Here is a 15376-nt window from a genome sequence, read left to right on the forward strand (position 1 = left end):
GGCGGTGCGACGGTTCGACTTGCTCGCGAAAGCGTCCTTTGAACGACTAGAATGCGGGCTCTTTATGAGCTCAATCAGGCGCCAATGCTTTTTCCTCCTTCCGACTGGCTCCCCGAAGCCCCCCTCAACCTCGTTAATCTCGACTGGCTCAAAAGCGCCGGCATCGAAGTCGCCATCCTGCGCCTCGACCAGATCGACCCGCTGATCAGTGGCAACAAATGGTTCAAGCTCATCGAACACCTCAAAGCCGCTGACCTTGCCGGTGCCAAAGGCATCATCAGCCTGGGCGGTGCTCACTCCAATCATCTGCATGCACTGGCGGCCGCCGGCAAACGCTTCGGGTTCAAAACGGTGGGTTTGCTGCGCGGTCATCCGCAAGACACGCCGACAGTGAACGACTTGCAGACCTTTGGCATGCAGTTGCACTGGCTGGGTTATGGCGGCTATCGCGCGCGGCACGAAGCGGGTTTTTGGGAACCCTGGCGGGCGCAGTATCCCGATCTGCTTCCGGTGCCCGAAGGTGGCGGCGGATTACCCGGCGCAAAGGGCTGCATGCCGTTGAAAACAATGGTCAGCGAGCAACTGAAGGGGCTGGGGTGGAGCGGTTTCGACGGCTGGTGGCTGGCCTGTGGAACCGGCACCACGCTGGCCGGCCTGGTGCTGGCCGAAGCGGGGCAGCGTCCGGTCTATGGTGCGTTGGCGGTACCCGACGATCATGGCGTGGCGCAGCAGGTTGAATCGATTGTGCGGGAGGCGGGATTGCAGAACACGGCGTATGAACTGATCAGCGCCAGTCGCGGCGGTTTCGCCAAGGTCGATCCCTTGTTGCTGGCGTTCATCGAGCAAACCGAACAGGCCGGCGGCATTCCCCTTGAGCCGCTGTACACCGGCAAGGCGCTGCTGGCGCTCAAGCATCAGGTCGAAGGCGGTCGGTTCGCGAAGGGCGCGCGCCTGATCTTCGTCCACACAGGGGGCTTGCAGGGCCTTCGAGGATTTTTATCGCCCCTCGTCCCCTTGTAGGAGCCGGCTTGCTGGCGATGAACGATGACGCGGTCCAACTGACAGACCGCGGCGTCTGAATCGCCAGCAAGCCGGCTCCTACAGGGGAGGCCGGTGTTTCAGGAATTGCGGCTGACGCGCTTGGGCATCATCCGCAACAAGGTGTTATCGCCCACCACATAGTGATGATAAATCCCCGCCACGGCATGCAGGCCGATCAGCCAGTAACCGATGGTGCCGCCGAGCTCATGCCAGCCTTCGATCTGCTTGGCCAACGCCTTGTCCTCCGAGATCAGCAGCGGCAGATCAAAGCCATAGAACATCACCTGATGACCCTTGGCGCTGGTGACCAGCCAACCCAGGATCGGCATCGCGATCATGAAAATGTAGAGCGCCCAGTGCATCAACCTGGCGAGGGTGGTTTGCCAGTGCGGTGAGGCGGGGAATATTTGCGGCGCCGGACCAAGGCTGCGGGCGAACAACCGGAACCAGACCAGCACGAATACCGTGAGCCCCAGCATGAAGTGCGACTCGGTGATCAGCGTTCGGCCGCCACTGCCCTTTGGGAAGATCCCGCGAAATTCGATGCAGGCGTACACCAGCGCCAGTAGGACCAGCATCAACCAGTGCAGCGTGATCGACACGGTGCTGTAGCGTGAATCGGAGTTTTTCCAGGGCATTCGGCGTTCCTCACAGGTCGGGTCGAGCCACCGTTCTTGGTCGACGGTGTGCTTAAACTGTAAGCCTGTTTCGCAAGGTTTGCCTCAAGCCATTGGCGGTTCAATGCTCTAAGTCAGGTGATTGAGCAAAAAACACAATTCCCCTTGTAGGAGCCGGCTTGCTGGCGATAGCGGTGTGTCAGCAACCTTTATGTGGGCTGACCCACCGCTATCGCCAGCAAGCCGGCTCCTGCAGGGGGAGGCGGGGGATCAGCAGGTCTGCGGCATTTCACCCTTGGCCAGACGCTGGTTGATGTCGGCGATCACTTCCGGCAAATCGGTGATGGTGTCGATCATGTAGTGCGGGCGCGAGCCTTCGAATAATGCGTGGATGCGCTTGCGCTCGCTGGCCAGTTGATCGCTGCCGAGGGCGCGATAACCTTCATAGTCCAGGCCCAGTGCGTTGCCCGAGCAGATCAGCGCCACGGTCCACATACCGGCGCGCCGGCCTTCGAGAATGCCCGGCACGGTGTCGTCGATCTTCACACACGCGGCGACATCGTCGATGCCCAGGGCGATGACGTTGGCCAGCGCCTGAGCCGGCCATGGGCGGCCGTTGGGCACTTCGTCTGTGGCGACCACATGGTCGGCGACGTAGCCGTTGGTGGCCGCCAGTTCGACCACTTTGTCCATGACCTGTTTCGGGTAGCCGGAGCAGGAGCCGATTTTGATTCCTTGTGCACGCAGGTTGGCGATGGTGTCCAGCGCGCCGGGAATCAGCGCCGAATGCTCGGCGATTTTCTCGATCTGCAGTGGCATGAAACGCTGATAAATGGCGGTGACGTCATCGTCGGTCGGCGTGCGACCGAAGGCCTTGCGATAACGTTCGGCGACGGCCGGCTGATCGCACAGGGTGCGGATGTGATTCCACTTGCCCATGCCCATCGGGCCACGGGCTTCTTCGATGGACACCTGGACGTCGAATTCGGCGAAGGCCTCGACAAAAATCTGCGTAGGGGCGAACGAGCCGAAGTCGACTACGGTGCCGGCCCAGTCGAGGATGGCGGCCTGGAGTTTGGTTGGGTTTGTGTAGTTCATGGTGATCAAGTCCTGTGGCAACTGATTAATGAGGAGCTGCTTTTGGTGGGAGCGGCGGTGCGACGATTCGACTTGCTCGCGAAGGCGGTGCAGCGAGCGACATTTATGTTGAATGTCAGTCCGCATTCGCGAGCAAGTCAAATCGTCGCACCGCCGCTCCCACAGGGGAAACCGGTGTGGTTTAGATCTCTAACACTTCCATCTCGCGCAGCACTTCGGCAATCGCCGCCACGGCCGCGTGCATCTCGGCCTGGTTGACGTGGCCGATGCAGCCGACGCGGAAGGTTTCGACCTGGGTCAATTTGCCGGGGTAGAGGATGAAACCCTTGGCCTTGACGCGTTCGTAGAACGCCTTGAACTGGTAGCGCGGGTCTTTCGGTGCGTGGAAAGTGACGATGATCGGCGCCTGGATCGCGGCGGGCAGGAAGCTGCGCAAACCCAGTTTGGCCATGTCATCGAGCAACACTTTGCAGTTGTCGGCGTAGCGCTGATGCCGCGCCGGCAAACCGCCTTCTTCGTTGTATTGCAGCAGGGCTTCGTGCAGCGCCGCGACTACGTGGGTCGGCGGGGTGAAGCGCCACTGACCGGTCTTGGCCATGTAGGTGTGCTGGTCAAAAAGGTCCATCGCCAGGGAGTGCGAATTACCCGCGGCGTTCGCCAGCGATTCTTTGCGAGCGAAGACGAAACCCATCCCCGGTACGCCTTCCAGGCATTTGCCCGAGGCCGCAATCAGCGCGTCGAACGGCACTTGTTGCGCATCCACCGGCAGCGCGCCGAAAGAACTCATGGCATCGATGATCAGGCGTTTGCCGTGTTGCGCAATGACCTGGGCGATTTCCGGTAGCGGGTTGAGGATGCCGGTGCTGGTTTCGCAGTGAATCAGCGCAACGTGGGTGATGCTGGCGTCGGCCCGCAGCAGACGGTCGACGTCGGCGGCGGTGGTCGGCTCGTCTTCGGCGGTTTCAAACGTGCTGAAGGAACGGCCGAGCACTTCGCAGATCTTCGCCAGGCGTTTGCCGTAGGCGCCGTTGATCAGCACCAGGACTTTGCCGTCGCGAGGCACCAGCGTGCCGATTGCCGCTTCGACCGCGAAGGTGCCGCTGCCTTGCAGGGGCACGCAGTGGTGACTGTCGCCGCCGTTGATGATCGCCAGCAATTGCTCGCAAAGGCTGGCGGTCAGTTGATTGAAGCGGTCATCCCATGAACCCCAGTCGACCATCATCGCCTGGCGGGTGCGGGCCGAAGTAGTCAACGGGCCGGGGGTGAGCAGGATGGGTTCGGCAGTACTCATTCTCGTGTCCTCGCAATCGATGGGATGAAGCTACGGGGCCTAAATTGCAATTTGCCGTGCTATCAATCAAATTGTTTGTTGTTATGCCAGTCATCAGTGAAGGTTATTCATGAACCTGTTCCAGCTCCGCGCGTTCGATGCGGTGGCCCGCGAGGGCAGCTTCACCCGTGCCGCCGCGCGGCTGTTCATCAGCCAGCCGGCGGTCACCGGGCACATCAAGGCGTTGGAGGAGCACTACCAGATCACCTTGCTGCGGAGAACGGCACGACGGGTAGAGCTGACGGAGGAGGGCACCAAACTCGCCGCGATCACACGAGCGATGTTCGGTCTGGCCGAAGAAGCGCAAGTGATGCTGGAGGCCAATCGGCAGTTGCTCACCGGGCGTCTGGAGGTGGCGGCGGACGGGCCGCACATGGTCATGCCGATGCTGGCCAGCCTGCGGGCGCGGTATCCGGGGATCACCGTGAACCTGCGCCTGGGCAATGCCCAGGAAACCCTCGCGGCGTTGTTGTCGGAGCATGCCGACGTGGCGGTGCTGACCGAGGTCGAGCCGCGCAAGGGTCTGCATTTGCAGGCACTGAGCGAGTCGCGGATTTGTGCGCTGGTGCCGGATAGTCATCCTTGGGCGCACCGTTCGAAGGGGGTGCCGCTCAAGGAGCTGGATCAGGTGATCATGGTGTTGCGCGAACCGAGTTCGATTACCCGACGCACGTTTGATGAGGCGTGTGCTCAGGCAAAGGTCAATCCGCGGGTGTTGCTGGAACTGGACAGTCGTGAGGCGGTGACCGAGGCCGTCGCGGCAGAGTTGGGGGTGGGGGTGGTGTCATCGGTGGAAGTCAGCCATGACCCACGGGTGGCGGCAGTGCCGATTATTGGTGAGGGATTGGTGAATCGACACATGATCGGGTGCATGGAGCGGCGGCGTGATTTGCGTTTGATTCAGGCGTTTTTCGAGTTGGCGCCCGGCCGATAGACCGAGGTGCGGCCTTCGCGAGCAAGCCCGCACACATTTTGACCGAGTCGCCTGGAACGACTCGGTCAAAATGTGGGAGCGGGCTTGCTCGCGAAGGGGCCGGACCTGCCTACACAAGACTCTCGCGCACCATCTCCAGAAACGTCGCCACCACTCGCCGCGAACTCTGCTCGCGCAAGCACACCAGCGTCTCCGTCAGCCGCCGTGTGCAATCGGTAATCGGCAATGCACACACCCGCGAATCCGCGCCGAACTCCGCGGCCGAGACCACGCCCACCCCGATCCCCACGACCACCGCCTCACGCGCCGCTTCCCGACCTTCAACCTGAATCGCCGGGCGAATCCGGAAACCGGCGCCGGCCATTTCCTCCTCCAGCGTCTGGCGCGTCACCGAGCCGATTTCCCGCAGCACCAGCGGCGTGTCGTCGAGGTCCGCGAGGCAGATCGACTCGCGGTCGGCCCACGGATGATTGCGCGAAACAAACGCCACCATCGGGTCGTTACGCAGCGCTACCGAGATCAATCGTTCATCGCTGACCTCACGCCCGAGCAACGCCAGGTCAGCCTGATAGTTGAAGAGCCGAAACAGCGATTCATCGGTGTTGCCGGTTTCGATTTTCACGCTGATGCCGGGGTAGCGCTCGCAGAACCGCGCGATCTGCGGCAGCACATGCACCGGCGCATCCACCGCCAGAATCAGGCTGCCGGTCTGCAACGCCTGGGAGTCCTGCAGCAGCTCCTGCGCCTCGGCCTCAATGACAAACAGCCGCTGGGTGATGCCGAGCAAGCGTTCGCCCAGATCGGTCAGGCGCACCGAACGTTTGTTGCGGTGGAACAGCAAAACACCGAAGCGTTCCTCAAGTTTGCGCACCTGATCGGAAATCGCCGGTTGCGTGAGGAAAAGCCGCTCGCCGGCTTTGGTGAAGCTTCCGTGTACAGCCACGGCGTGGAAGGCTTTGAGCTGGGCGTGGGAAACCGACATCGAAACCTCCAGTAACAAGCTGAGCTTATATTGGAAATACGATAAATCGATTTCACTTATTAATCAGTAATTGTTTTTATCGGCCTCAGTCGCGGTGACTGGTCAGTCGAACAGCCTCCGTGACCATGAGCCTGTGCGTGCAACTGCAGGACTCATCTGACCGGTATCGCCTCAGGGACGCAGCGATATCGCAGTGCTCAACAATAAAAAGACAGGCGTTATTTCTCAATTTCTGCCGGCACACTCACACCCTGAGGTCAGAACCACAATGAACAAGCACATCGGCACCATCAAGCGTTGGCGCGTGCAGATCTTCGCGATCACCTGGCTCGCTTATGCCGCTTTCTACTTCACCCGCAAAGCGTTTTCCGTGGCCAAACTGGGGATCGCCGAAGACCCCACGTTCACCCTCGACAAAATGGCCATGGCCAACCTCGATGCCATCTACCTCGCTGCTTACGCCCTCGGACAATTCACCTGGGGCATCCTTGCCGACCGCTTTGGCCCTCGGGTCGTGGTACTTGGCGGGTTGCTCATTTCCGCCGCCGCGGCGCTGGTGATGGGCAGCTTTGCCACGTTACCGATTTTCGCCACGTGCATGCTGATACAAGGCCTGGCCCAGTCCACCGGATGGTCGGGGTTGTGCAAGAACATCGGCAGTTTCTTCCCCGCCGAACAGCGCGGGCGGGTGCTCGGTTTATGGAGTTCCTGCTATGCCTTTGGCGGGCTCGTGGCTTCGCCGTTTGCCGGTTGGTGGGCGTACACGCTCATCGGCAGCTGGCATGCGGCGTTCATTTCCAGTGCGGCGGTGGTTGGGCTGGTCGCCGTGCTGTTTTTTATTTTTCAACGCAACAAACCCGAAGACGTCGGCTTGTCAGCGGTGGAGCCTGAGCCCGAGCTGACCGCCGATGAGGCGTACGCTCAAAGCAAGATCAGCGTGCTGGAACCGCTGAAGGAAATCCTGCGCAACCGCACGGTGCTGATTCTCGGGCTCGCGTATTTCCTGCTGAAACCGGCGCGCTACGCGATTTTGCTGTGGGGCCCGGTCATCGTTTTCGAGCAGATGCCGACGGTGGGTAAAGTCGGTGCGGCGATTATCCCGACAGCGTTCGAACTGGCCGGGCTGCTTGGGCCGATCCTGCTGGGGCTGGCCTCGGACAAATTGTTCGGCGCCCGGCGCATGCCGGCCTGTGTGATCAGTTTGCTCGCGCTGACCGTTTCCCTGGCGCTGTTCATGGGCGCCTTGCACACCGGCAGTGTGATGCTGGTGGTGGCGTTGTTGTTCGTCATGGGCCTGACCCTGTACGGGCCGGATTCGATGATCAGCGGCGCAGCGGCCATCGATTTCGGCACTGCCAAGGCCGGCGCAACGTCGGCGGGCTTCGTCAACGGTTGCGGCTCGGTCGGGGCGATTCTCGGCGGCTTGCTGCCGGGCTACTTCGACTCGGTCACCGTGTTCATTATCTTCGCCGGCTGCGCGCTGTTTTCAGCGCTGGTGCTGATCCCCTATTGGAACAGCCGTCCGGCTAGCCTGCGGGCCGAGAGTGCATTCGTGCCTAACCGGCCGATGAGCGTCAAACCCCTGCGTACCTGAGGAAATACCGATGAGACCTTTCTGGCTGGAACAGGCGCTGGCGGCCGAGTCGTGCGCGCCGTGCGAACCCTTGGTGGGCGACACCCGCGCCGATGTGTGCATCGTCGGTGGTGGCTACACCGGGTTGTGGACCTCGATCATGCTCAAGGAGCAGAACCCTGAACTGGACGTGTTGCTGATCGAGGCGGACATCTGCGGGGCCGGCGCCAGTGGCCGCAATGGCGGTTGTGCACTGTCGTGGTCGGCCAAGTATTTCACCCTGGAAAGGTTGTTCGGCGTCGAAGAGGCGGTGCGTCTGGTCAAGGAGTCCGAGCGCAGCATCTACGCGATCGGCACCTTCTGCGAACAGTACGGCGTGGACGCCGATTACCGCCTCGACGGCACGCTCTACACCGCGACCAACCGTGCGCAATGCGGTTCGACCGACGCGGTGATCGCGGCGCTCGAACGCAAGGGTATCAACTCTTTCACTCAACGGCCGGTCGCGGATGTACAACGCATGGCCGGCTCAAGCAAACACCTGGAAGGCTGGTTTTCACCGGCCGCTGCGAGCGTGCAGCCAGGCAAACTCGTGCGCGGTCTGCGCCGGGTTGCGTTGCAGTCGGGTGTGAGGATTTATGAAAACACGGCGATGACCGGACTGGAGGAGGGCAAGCCCGCGGGCATTCACACCCCCAACGGCACTGTCCGCGCAGATCGGGTCGTATTGGCGATGAACGCGTGGATGGCCCGCGCATTTCCTCAGTTCGAACGCAGTGTGGCGATTGTCTCCAGCGACATGCTGATCACCGAACCACGGCCGGATCTGCTCGACGAAATCGGCTTGACCAGCGGCGTCACGGTGCTCGATTCGCGAATTTTCGTGCACTACTACCACAACACCCCGGACGGCCGGATCATGCTCGGCAAGGGCGGCAACACGTTCGCCTACGGTGGGCGGATGCTGCCGGTGTTCGATCAGCCGTCGCCCTATGCCGGTTTGTTGAAGCACAGCCTGGGCGAGTTCTTTCCGGCGTTTGCCGAGGTCAAGGTCGAGGCTACCTGGAACGGTCCGTCGGATCGCTCGGTCACGGGGCTGCCGTTCTTCGGCCAGATGAGTGCCCACGGTAATGTATTTTACGGGTTCGGTTATTCCGGCAGCGGCGTCGGACCGTGCCATATGGGCGGGCAGATTCTCGCTTCGATGGTCCAGGGGCTGGACAACGCCTGGACCCGTTCGCCGCTGGTCAACGGTCCTTTGGGCTTCTTTCCGCCGGAGCCGATTCGTTACCTGGGCTCGCTGATGGTGCGCAACGCCATCCGCCGCAAGGAGCGCGCCGAGGATCACGGGCGCCGACCACGGCATCTGGATGTCCGTCTGGCGAAATTCGCGGCGGCGGCCGGCAAGGCAGACAAAGGCTGATCAGGTTTTCCGGTTCACCAGCCAGTCAAACAGCAGGCGGTCATCGCCCTTGGGTTGCGGCGCGGGGTGAGGCGCTGGCGGGCTGCTCGCGGTGGCGTACAACACGGGGCGGTCCGGATCGCTGTCGAGAAAACTGATGAGCACGTCGGTTCCGGCGACCGGCAGCCTGGACGGATCGATCCGGCCATCCGGGGCAACGACGACCACCGGCAGCCAGAATCCGCTGGACTCGTCCTCCTCGGTCTGCGGGGTTGGCCATAACCTGACTTTTATCCGGCCTTGCTCATCCAGCTCTGCAGGCTGGCCGAGCGGGCCCAGCACCCGGGCCGACTGAAAACCCGGAATGTTGGGTCTGGCCTGTGCGAGTGCGGGCCGGAATACCGTTGACCATGGAATGGCGGTGAACTGATTGCTGTAACGCTGCACCCCGTCGGTTACGTTGCGCTCGAGAATCGACGGCTGCCGACCCTGATGTCGGATTTCGGTCAGTAGCCATTGATCGTTGAAATTCGGTAGCGGATGTTCCGACACTTGTACGATGCGTCCGCTGTGCAATGCGCTCTGATTGCTTTGACCCTGCATTTGCCCATGGCGGCAGCGCAGGCGTTCCAGTGTCCGGCGGCTGAGCTGGTCGCGCTCGAGCGGTTGTGGGGAAGGGCGCGTGGTGAGTGGGGGCGAGGTGTGGCGCTGGAACAACTCATTGATCACCGGCCCGTTTACGGCAGCAGCCTCATCGCCGTGAAACGGCATGAGCAGCGGTTCTTGAGGGAAACTGAGGCTGTCGTCCGCCAGCACCAGCACATGGCCGTCGCGCTGATGTTCGAAGTGATAGTGAATGCCTTCTTCTTCGCAGAGTCGTTGCAGAAAAGTCAGGTCCGTTTCATCAAACTGAATGCACAGCGGCTTGGCGGGATAGCGCCCGTTCGGCAGTTCAAAGCGGTAGCTGTCTTCTGGCAGCCCGTTTTCTTCGAGCAACCGGCGCAGGATGGTGGGCACATCGAGCTGATGAAACACTCGGCGTGAACGCTGTCGATCGAGGTTTTGCAGCCAGGGCACCAACGCCAGCCTGTAGCCGACCCGGTGCAGGTCGCGATGTTCGCGGGTGGCGCAGTGGATGATGCCGTGAACGCCCCGGCCTTGCGCCAGGCTGAGGAACACCGGTTGTTGCAGCAGGCGATCCAGGCTCATGGCCGGCGCCAGGCTGATCACCTCGATGTCGAATCGGTAAGGCTGGTTGAGGGCTTCAAGGCCATTGAACTGCACCACCTGCAAACTCAAATTGCCGTTCAGCAGGGTCAGGGTGAAGGGACTTTCCTTGTCGTTGTGCATCGAGCGCGCTTCTGCCAGGGAGTACGGGCGCAGAGGGTACGAAACCGTGGCTCCTTATGGTCACCGCAAAGCGACGTTTCAGAATCGCCCTACAACTCGCGGTGAAGATGTCGATTCGACAGGATGGATTTTTTGGTCGATTGCCAACTTTAGGCCGTATAAACTTGCACAAAGCGTCGGCCAATAGATGTCTCGGCGCCACAGATAAGAGAGTGAGAGTGAGTAATGGGCGCACAGTGGAAGGTTAAACACAAAGAAGCGGCAGCCAATGCCAAGGGCAAGATCTTCGGCAAACTGGTGAAAGAAATCACCATCGCTGCGCGCAACGGTGCCGATACCGCCACCAACGCACACCTGCGTCTGGTGGTCGAACAGGCGAAAAAGGCTTCGATGCCCCGCGAAACCCTGGAACGTGCGATCAAGAAAGGCTCCGGCCAGCTCGGCGAAACCGTGCAATACCATCGCGTGACCTACGAAGGGTTCGCGCCGCACCAGGTGCCGCTGATCGTTGAATGCGTGACCGACAACATCAACCGCACCGTCGCGGAAATCCGCGTCGCGTTCCGCAAGGGCCAATTGGGTGCGTCCGGTTCCGTTGCCTGGGACTTCGACCATGTGGGCATGATCGAGGCGTCTCCGGACAGCCCGGATGCCGATCCGGAAATGGCCGCTATCGAAGCGGGCGCACAGGATTTCGAACCGGCCGAGGACGGCGCCACGCTGTTCATCACCGAAGCGACCGACCTGGATTCGGTACAGAAAGCCTTGCCTGAGCAGGGTTTCACCGTGTTGTCGGCGAAGCTGGGTTACAAGCCGAAGAACCCGGTCAGCGGCCTGAGCGACGAGCAGATGGCTGAGGTTGAAGCCTTCCTTGAAGGCCTCGATAACCACGATGATGTGCAGGACATGTTTGTCGGGTTGGCGGGTTAAATCATTGTGTCATTGACGGTTCTGTCGATTGACTGACCGTCTTCGCGAGCAAGCCCGCTCCCACATTGGTTTTGTGTCGTACGCATAACGTGTGACCGACATAGAATCCCTGTGGGAGCGGGCTTGCTCGCGAATGACCGCGCAGCGGTCACCGGCTGTCCAACTCCCGCACAATCTCGCTGAACCCCGGCCGCGCCAGCACATCCGGCTGACAGCAGCGCTGCTGCAAATCCTCCAGATACACACGCCCCTCATCGCTCAACCCCGAGTCGATCCGCTCCAGCAATTCCCCCAATAGAACGCCAAACGCACGCACCTCGATCCGTTGCAATGCGCGGCTTTCAAGGCTGTCCTGCGTCGAGTGGAAAGACGCTGCGCCAAAGTCCCCCAACAGGCAATCACCGTGCTCGTTCCACAGAATGTTGTGGCCATAGAGGTCGCCGTGGGTGATGCCCTGACGGTGCAGATGCTCGGCCACCGACGCGATGCCACAGGCAATTCGCAAGGCCACGCCAGCGCTGAAACGGGTGTCGCTGGCGTAGACATCACGGCTGCAGGACGCCAGGCTCGGCAACCCGGCGAGGTTGCGATAACTCGGTTCGATCAGCTCCATGACCAGCCCGGCCTGCGCCTGCGGGTGCTCGATGATCCGTCCTTCGACCCGGATCAGGTTAGGGTGAAGGCCGGCGGTCATGCAGGCATTCATTTCGTGCAGCGGCGAGCCATCGCTGGTCATTTCGCCCTTGTAGAGTTTGACCGCGACCGGCGTTGCCTGCTTCCACAACGCCTGATGAATGACCCCGGAAGCGCCTTCGCCCAATTGTTGTTCCAGACTGAGCTGCGACCAGGGGATCGTCGGCGTGGCCTCGAGCGCGGCCGCATCCGCCTCTGTTTCCAACGGATTACCGGCGTAGGCCAGCCAGGTCAGGCTTGGCAGGGTCAGCAGCCATTCCGGCAGTTCGGTCAACTGGTTGGCGGCGATGCGGGTCAGCTCCAGGCGATGGCAATTGCTCAGGCTCTCGGGCAAGCGCTGCAGACGGTTACCGGCCAGCATCAGTTTTTGCAGGTGCGGGCGCTCACCCAGTTCGGTAGGCAGTTCGCTGATGCGGTTGTCAGTGAGGATCAGCCAGCGCAACAGCGGTGGCAGCGCAGCGCCCGGAATGGTTTCGATGCGGTTGGACTTGAACCCGAGCATGGTCAGGGCGGCGCACTGGCCAAGGCAGGCGGGCAGTTCGCTGAAATGGTTGCGGTCGCAGAACAACACGCGCAAACGGGTCAGGCGGTGAAAGTCGTCCGGCAGGCTGCTCAAGGCGTTGCCGCTGAGGTTGAGCACCTCGAGCGAGTCCGCCAGGTCGAGGATTTCCCGTGGGAACTCCGTCAGGCCTGCGGCCAGGTCCAGGCGAGTGGAGCCAGCCAGCAGGCCGGCGCGCAGTTGCGCAAGGGTATCCATGAACAGATTCGCTATTGATCGAGGGTAGGGCGCGGGGGCCTGAAAAAGGGCGACATGATAGCGGGAAAACTCTGGTGACTGTCAGACCGCAATCGCGAGCAAGCCCGCTCCCACATTGGTCCTGCGTACACAGGTCAAATGTGGGAGCGGGCTTGCTCGCGATGGCGGCAGGTGTCGCGCCGCCACCCTTGTGGTCAGACCGACTCCCGGACCTCCACCAACTGCCCCAACCGGCTGCGAGTGCGCGCCAGATCAATGGCATCGCCGCCCAGGTTCTCGCTTAACGACCGCTGGCCCAGCAGGATCAGGTGCTTGTCCTGGTCGTACAAAACGTCCACCAGATTGATGAAGCGCTGCTGTGCGGCGATCGAGCAGTCGGCGAGGTTGGGCAGTTTGTCGATGATCCAGTGATCGAATCGCCGGCACAGTTCCAGGTAATCCATGACAGCAGTGGGGTGGTCGCACAGGTCGGCGAAGGTGAAGCCGATGGTTCGTCCTTCGCAGTAGCGGGCAGGAAGATGCCGGGTGCCGACGGGCAGCGCGATGGTTGGCGCGTCGGGTTCGGGCAGGTTCAATGCCTGACGCTGCGCCACGGTGGCTGGCCATACATAGTGGCCCTGGGTAAACAGTTGCTGGGCGTGGGTTCTCGCCTGGCTGCGGTAATCATGAGGGCCGCCGACTTCCATCACTTGCATGCGGGCGTTGATCAGGTCGATCACCGGTTTGAAACGCGCGTGGTAGAGCGGGTTTGGCAGCAAGCCTTCGGGCGGGTAATTCGACGTGACCAGCAGCAGGATGCCGCGGCGGAACAGGGCCTTGAACAGCCGCGCAATGAGCATTGCATCGCCGATGTCATGGACGTGAAACTCGTCGAAGCACAGCACCCGGCAATCGCTCAGCAGTTCGTCCAGCGTCGTCGTCAGCGCATCAGGATGGTCGCGATGGCTGAACATGCCCTGGTGCAGTCGGGCGAAAAATTCATGAAAGTGCAGGCGCTGTTTTTCCGCGATCGGCAGCGCCTGGAAAAAGCCGTCGAGCAACCAGCTCTTGCCCCGACCGACGGCGCCATGCAGGTAAAGACCCGGCAGTGGTTTCGCCGACGGGCCAAGCAGCGCTGTAGCGTGCTGCGCCATGCAGTCGATCACGCGCTGTTGGCTATGGCTGAGTGTGTAACCCTGGGAATGGGCCTTGTGGCGAAAGTAGTCGTGGACGGCGCGTCCCGTCGCGGAATGACTGGCGGAGGCGATCGAGACCTTGCCGAAGAGACGGCGCAGCGCGGGCCAGCGTGGTGTGAATCGCGAACGGTCAGGCGGTCGAACGGCCACTGGCATCACCCCGTTATCGTCAGGCAGGCTCCCCGAGCTGCGGCGGCGTAGTGTAACCAATACCGGAAATTTGCTGCCAGTTGTGTAGACAAGTGCGGGAAGCAACTGGCCAGTGTGGTGCTGGAGGTGGGGTGTTAACGCGAAACCTGTGGGAGCGGGCTTGCTCGCGAAGGCGGTGTGTCAGTCGGTAATGATGTGGCTGACACACCGCTTTCGCGAGCGAGTCGAATCGTCGCACCGCCGCTCCCACAGGGTTTTGTTGCGTTTGCTCTACCGGAGAACTACCGCTCGATACTGCGATTCCACCGCGCATTCCACGCCGGGCGCTGTTCGTTGACCTGGTCCCAGTCGATTGCAATAGCCGTTTGCAGGTACTGCTTCATCGCCTCGACCTGACCGCGCGTCTTGTCGGTGGTCGGGGTGTTCGGGTTGGACGGGATCTGATCGCCATCTTCAAGTGCAGCGGCTTGCGCCTCGGGGGTCAGCAGAAACGCGGCGAGTTTCTGCGCCAGTTCCGGTTGGGTGTTGTTGGCGATGGCACATTCGGCGACGTTGAGTACCACCGCGCCTTCTTTCGGTTGTGCGTACTCGACCGGCATGCCTTTGAGTTTCAGGGCCGTCACCTGAGTCGGTGTCAGCGGGAACAGCGCCGCTTCGTCGGTCTGGAGCATTTCGGAAATCTTCGCCGAGCTTGGAATGTATTCCAGCACGTTGCGCCCGATGGTGTTCGGCCAGGCCTTGAACCCCGGTTCGACGTCGGTTTCGCTGCCGCCCTGAATCCGGTTGAACATCAGGAAACCGTGCAGGCCGAAGGTCGAAGAGGCCATCGACTGAAACACCAGCTTGTCCTTGAAGCGCGGGTCGGCCATGTCCATCCACGAGGTCGGCGCAGCCCAGCCTTTTTCCTTGAACAGTCGCGTGTTGTACGCCAGACCTGTGACGCCGAGGCTGACTGCCACGGCCTGGTCCTTGATGCGGCCCTTGGCCGGAATCTGCGCCAGGGTCGGGCTGTCCTCGAGTTTGTCGCACAGGCCCATGGCGATGGCGCGGTACATGATGCCGTCGTCGAGGAACATCACGTGCATCTGCGGGTTGCCTTTGCTGGCCTGGACCTTGGCCAGGATATCGGCAGAGGTGCCGGGCACAATCACCACCTTGACGTTGTAGGCTTTCTCGAAAACCGGCAGCACCTTGTCGGCGTAGAGCCGCTCCATGGTCCCGCCGTTCATGCCGAGGTAAAGCGTCGGCTCGGCCTGGGCCTGGGTGACCGTGAGCAGGGCGCTCAGGCACGAAAGTCCGAGCAGTGCAGTGCGTTTGACGTTATTCATTGGCGCGACCTTCCTC

General features: G+C 61.5%; 13 protein-coding genes. 5 read left to right on the forward strand and 8 right to left on the reverse strand.

The window, feature by feature from the left end:
• Nucleotides 1-84: 84 nt before the first annotated feature.
• Nucleotides 85-1020, forward strand: coding sequence for a 1-aminocyclopropane-1-carboxylate deaminase/D-cysteine desulfhydrase (locus PMI01S_RS10940; RefSeq protein ID WP_084319808.1), 936 nt, complete (start codon nt 85-87; stop codon nt 1018-1020).
• A gap of 98 nt (nt 1021-1118) precedes the next feature.
• Here the strand turns inward: PMI01S_RS10940 and PMI01S_RS10945 are convergent, their stop codons facing one another.
• From PMI01S_RS10945 to PMI01S_RS10955, 3 genes are all read right to left on the reverse strand, one after another.
• Complete coding sequence (locus tag PMI01S_RS10945; protein ID WP_084319810.1) at nt 1119-1679, reverse strand: cytochrome b; 561 nt, start codon at nt 1677-1679, stop codon at nt 1119-1121.
• 249 nt (nt 1680-1928) lie between these two features.
• The gene (phnX, locus tag PMI01S_RS10950) at nt 1929-2756 is read right to left on the reverse strand and encodes a phosphonoacetaldehyde hydrolase (protein WP_084319967.1); all 828 of its coding nucleotides are present in this window, start codon (nt 2754-2756) and stop codon (nt 1929-1931) included.
• A 181-nt stretch (nt 2757-2937) separates the two neighbouring features.
• A complete protein-coding gene (locus PMI01S_RS10955; protein ID WP_084319811.1) occupies nt 2938-4047 on the reverse strand; it encodes a 2-aminoethylphosphonate--pyruvate transaminase in 1110 nt (369 codons plus the stop codon).
• 109 nt (nt 4048-4156) lie between these two features.
• Here PMI01S_RS10955 and PMI01S_RS10960 point away from each other — a divergent pair, with 109 nt between their 5' ends.
• The gene (locus tag PMI01S_RS10960) at nt 4157-5020 is read left to right on the forward strand and encodes a LysR substrate-binding domain-containing protein (RefSeq protein ID WP_084319813.1); all 864 of its coding nucleotides are present in this window, start codon (nt 4157-4159) and stop codon (nt 5018-5020) included.
• Between the two features lie 109 nt (nt 5021-5129).
• Here PMI01S_RS10960 and PMI01S_RS10965 read toward each other — a convergent pair whose 3' ends face one another.
• The gene (locus PMI01S_RS10965; protein ID WP_084319815.1) at nt 5130-6002 is read right to left on the reverse strand and encodes a LysR family transcriptional regulator; all 873 of its coding nucleotides are present in this window, start codon (nt 6000-6002) and stop codon (nt 5130-5132) included.
• Nucleotides 6003-6270: 268 nt separating this feature from the next.
• Between PMI01S_RS10965 and PMI01S_RS10970 the strand changes: the two genes are divergently transcribed.
• The gene (locus PMI01S_RS10970) at nt 6271-7596 is read left to right on the forward strand and encodes an MFS transporter (RefSeq protein WP_084319816.1); all 1326 of its coding nucleotides are present in this window, start codon (nt 6271-6273) and stop codon (nt 7594-7596) included.
• A gap of 4 nt (nt 7597-7600) precedes the next feature.
• The gene (locus tag PMI01S_RS10975) at nt 7601-8998 is read left to right on the forward strand and encodes an FAD-dependent oxidoreductase (protein WP_174602662.1); all 1398 of its coding nucleotides are present in this window, start codon (nt 7601-7603) and stop codon (nt 8996-8998) included.
• Here PMI01S_RS10975 and PMI01S_RS10980 read toward each other — a convergent pair whose 3' ends face one another.
• Nucleotides 8999-10327 carry a type VI secretion system Vgr family protein gene (locus PMI01S_RS10980; protein WP_084319820.1) on the reverse strand — a complete coding sequence of 443 codons (1329 nt, stop codon included), beginning with the start codon at nt 10325-10327 and terminating at the stop codon, nt 8999-9001.
• A gap of 225 nt (nt 10328-10552) precedes the next feature.
• Between PMI01S_RS10980 and PMI01S_RS10985 the strand changes: the two genes are divergently transcribed.
• Nucleotides 10553-11257, forward strand: coding sequence for a YebC/PmpR family DNA-binding transcriptional regulator (locus PMI01S_RS10985; RefSeq protein ID WP_084319822.1), 705 nt, complete (start codon nt 10553-10555; stop codon nt 11255-11257).
• A gap of 148 nt (nt 11258-11405) precedes the next feature.
• Here PMI01S_RS10985 and PMI01S_RS10990 read toward each other — a convergent pair whose 3' ends face one another.
• From PMI01S_RS10990 to PMI01S_RS11000, 3 genes are all read right to left on the reverse strand, one after another.
• Nucleotides 11406-12707: a protein kinase gene (locus PMI01S_RS10990; RefSeq protein ID WP_084319824.1), complete on the reverse strand. Its 1302-nt coding sequence runs from the start codon at nt 12705-12707 to the stop codon at nt 11406-11408.
• Nucleotides 12708-12901: 194 nt separating this feature from the next.
• Nucleotides 12902-14032, reverse strand: coding sequence for a cell division protein ZapE (gene zapE / locus PMI01S_RS10995; RefSeq protein ID WP_084319969.1), 1131 nt, complete (start codon nt 14030-14032; stop codon nt 12902-12904).
• A gap of 281 nt (nt 14033-14313) precedes the next feature.
• Nucleotides 14314-15360, reverse strand: a complete 1047-nt coding sequence (locus tag PMI01S_RS11000) for an ABC transporter substrate-binding protein (RefSeq protein WP_084319826.1) — start codon at nt 15358-15360, stop codon at nt 14314-14316.
• Between the last annotated feature and the right edge of the window lie 16 nt (nt 15361-15376).

The organism is Pseudomonas migulae NBRC 103157, from assembly GCF_002091715.1.
GTDB lineage: Bacteria > Pseudomonadota > Gammaproteobacteria > Pseudomonadales > Pseudomonadaceae > Aquipseudomonas > Aquipseudomonas migulae_A.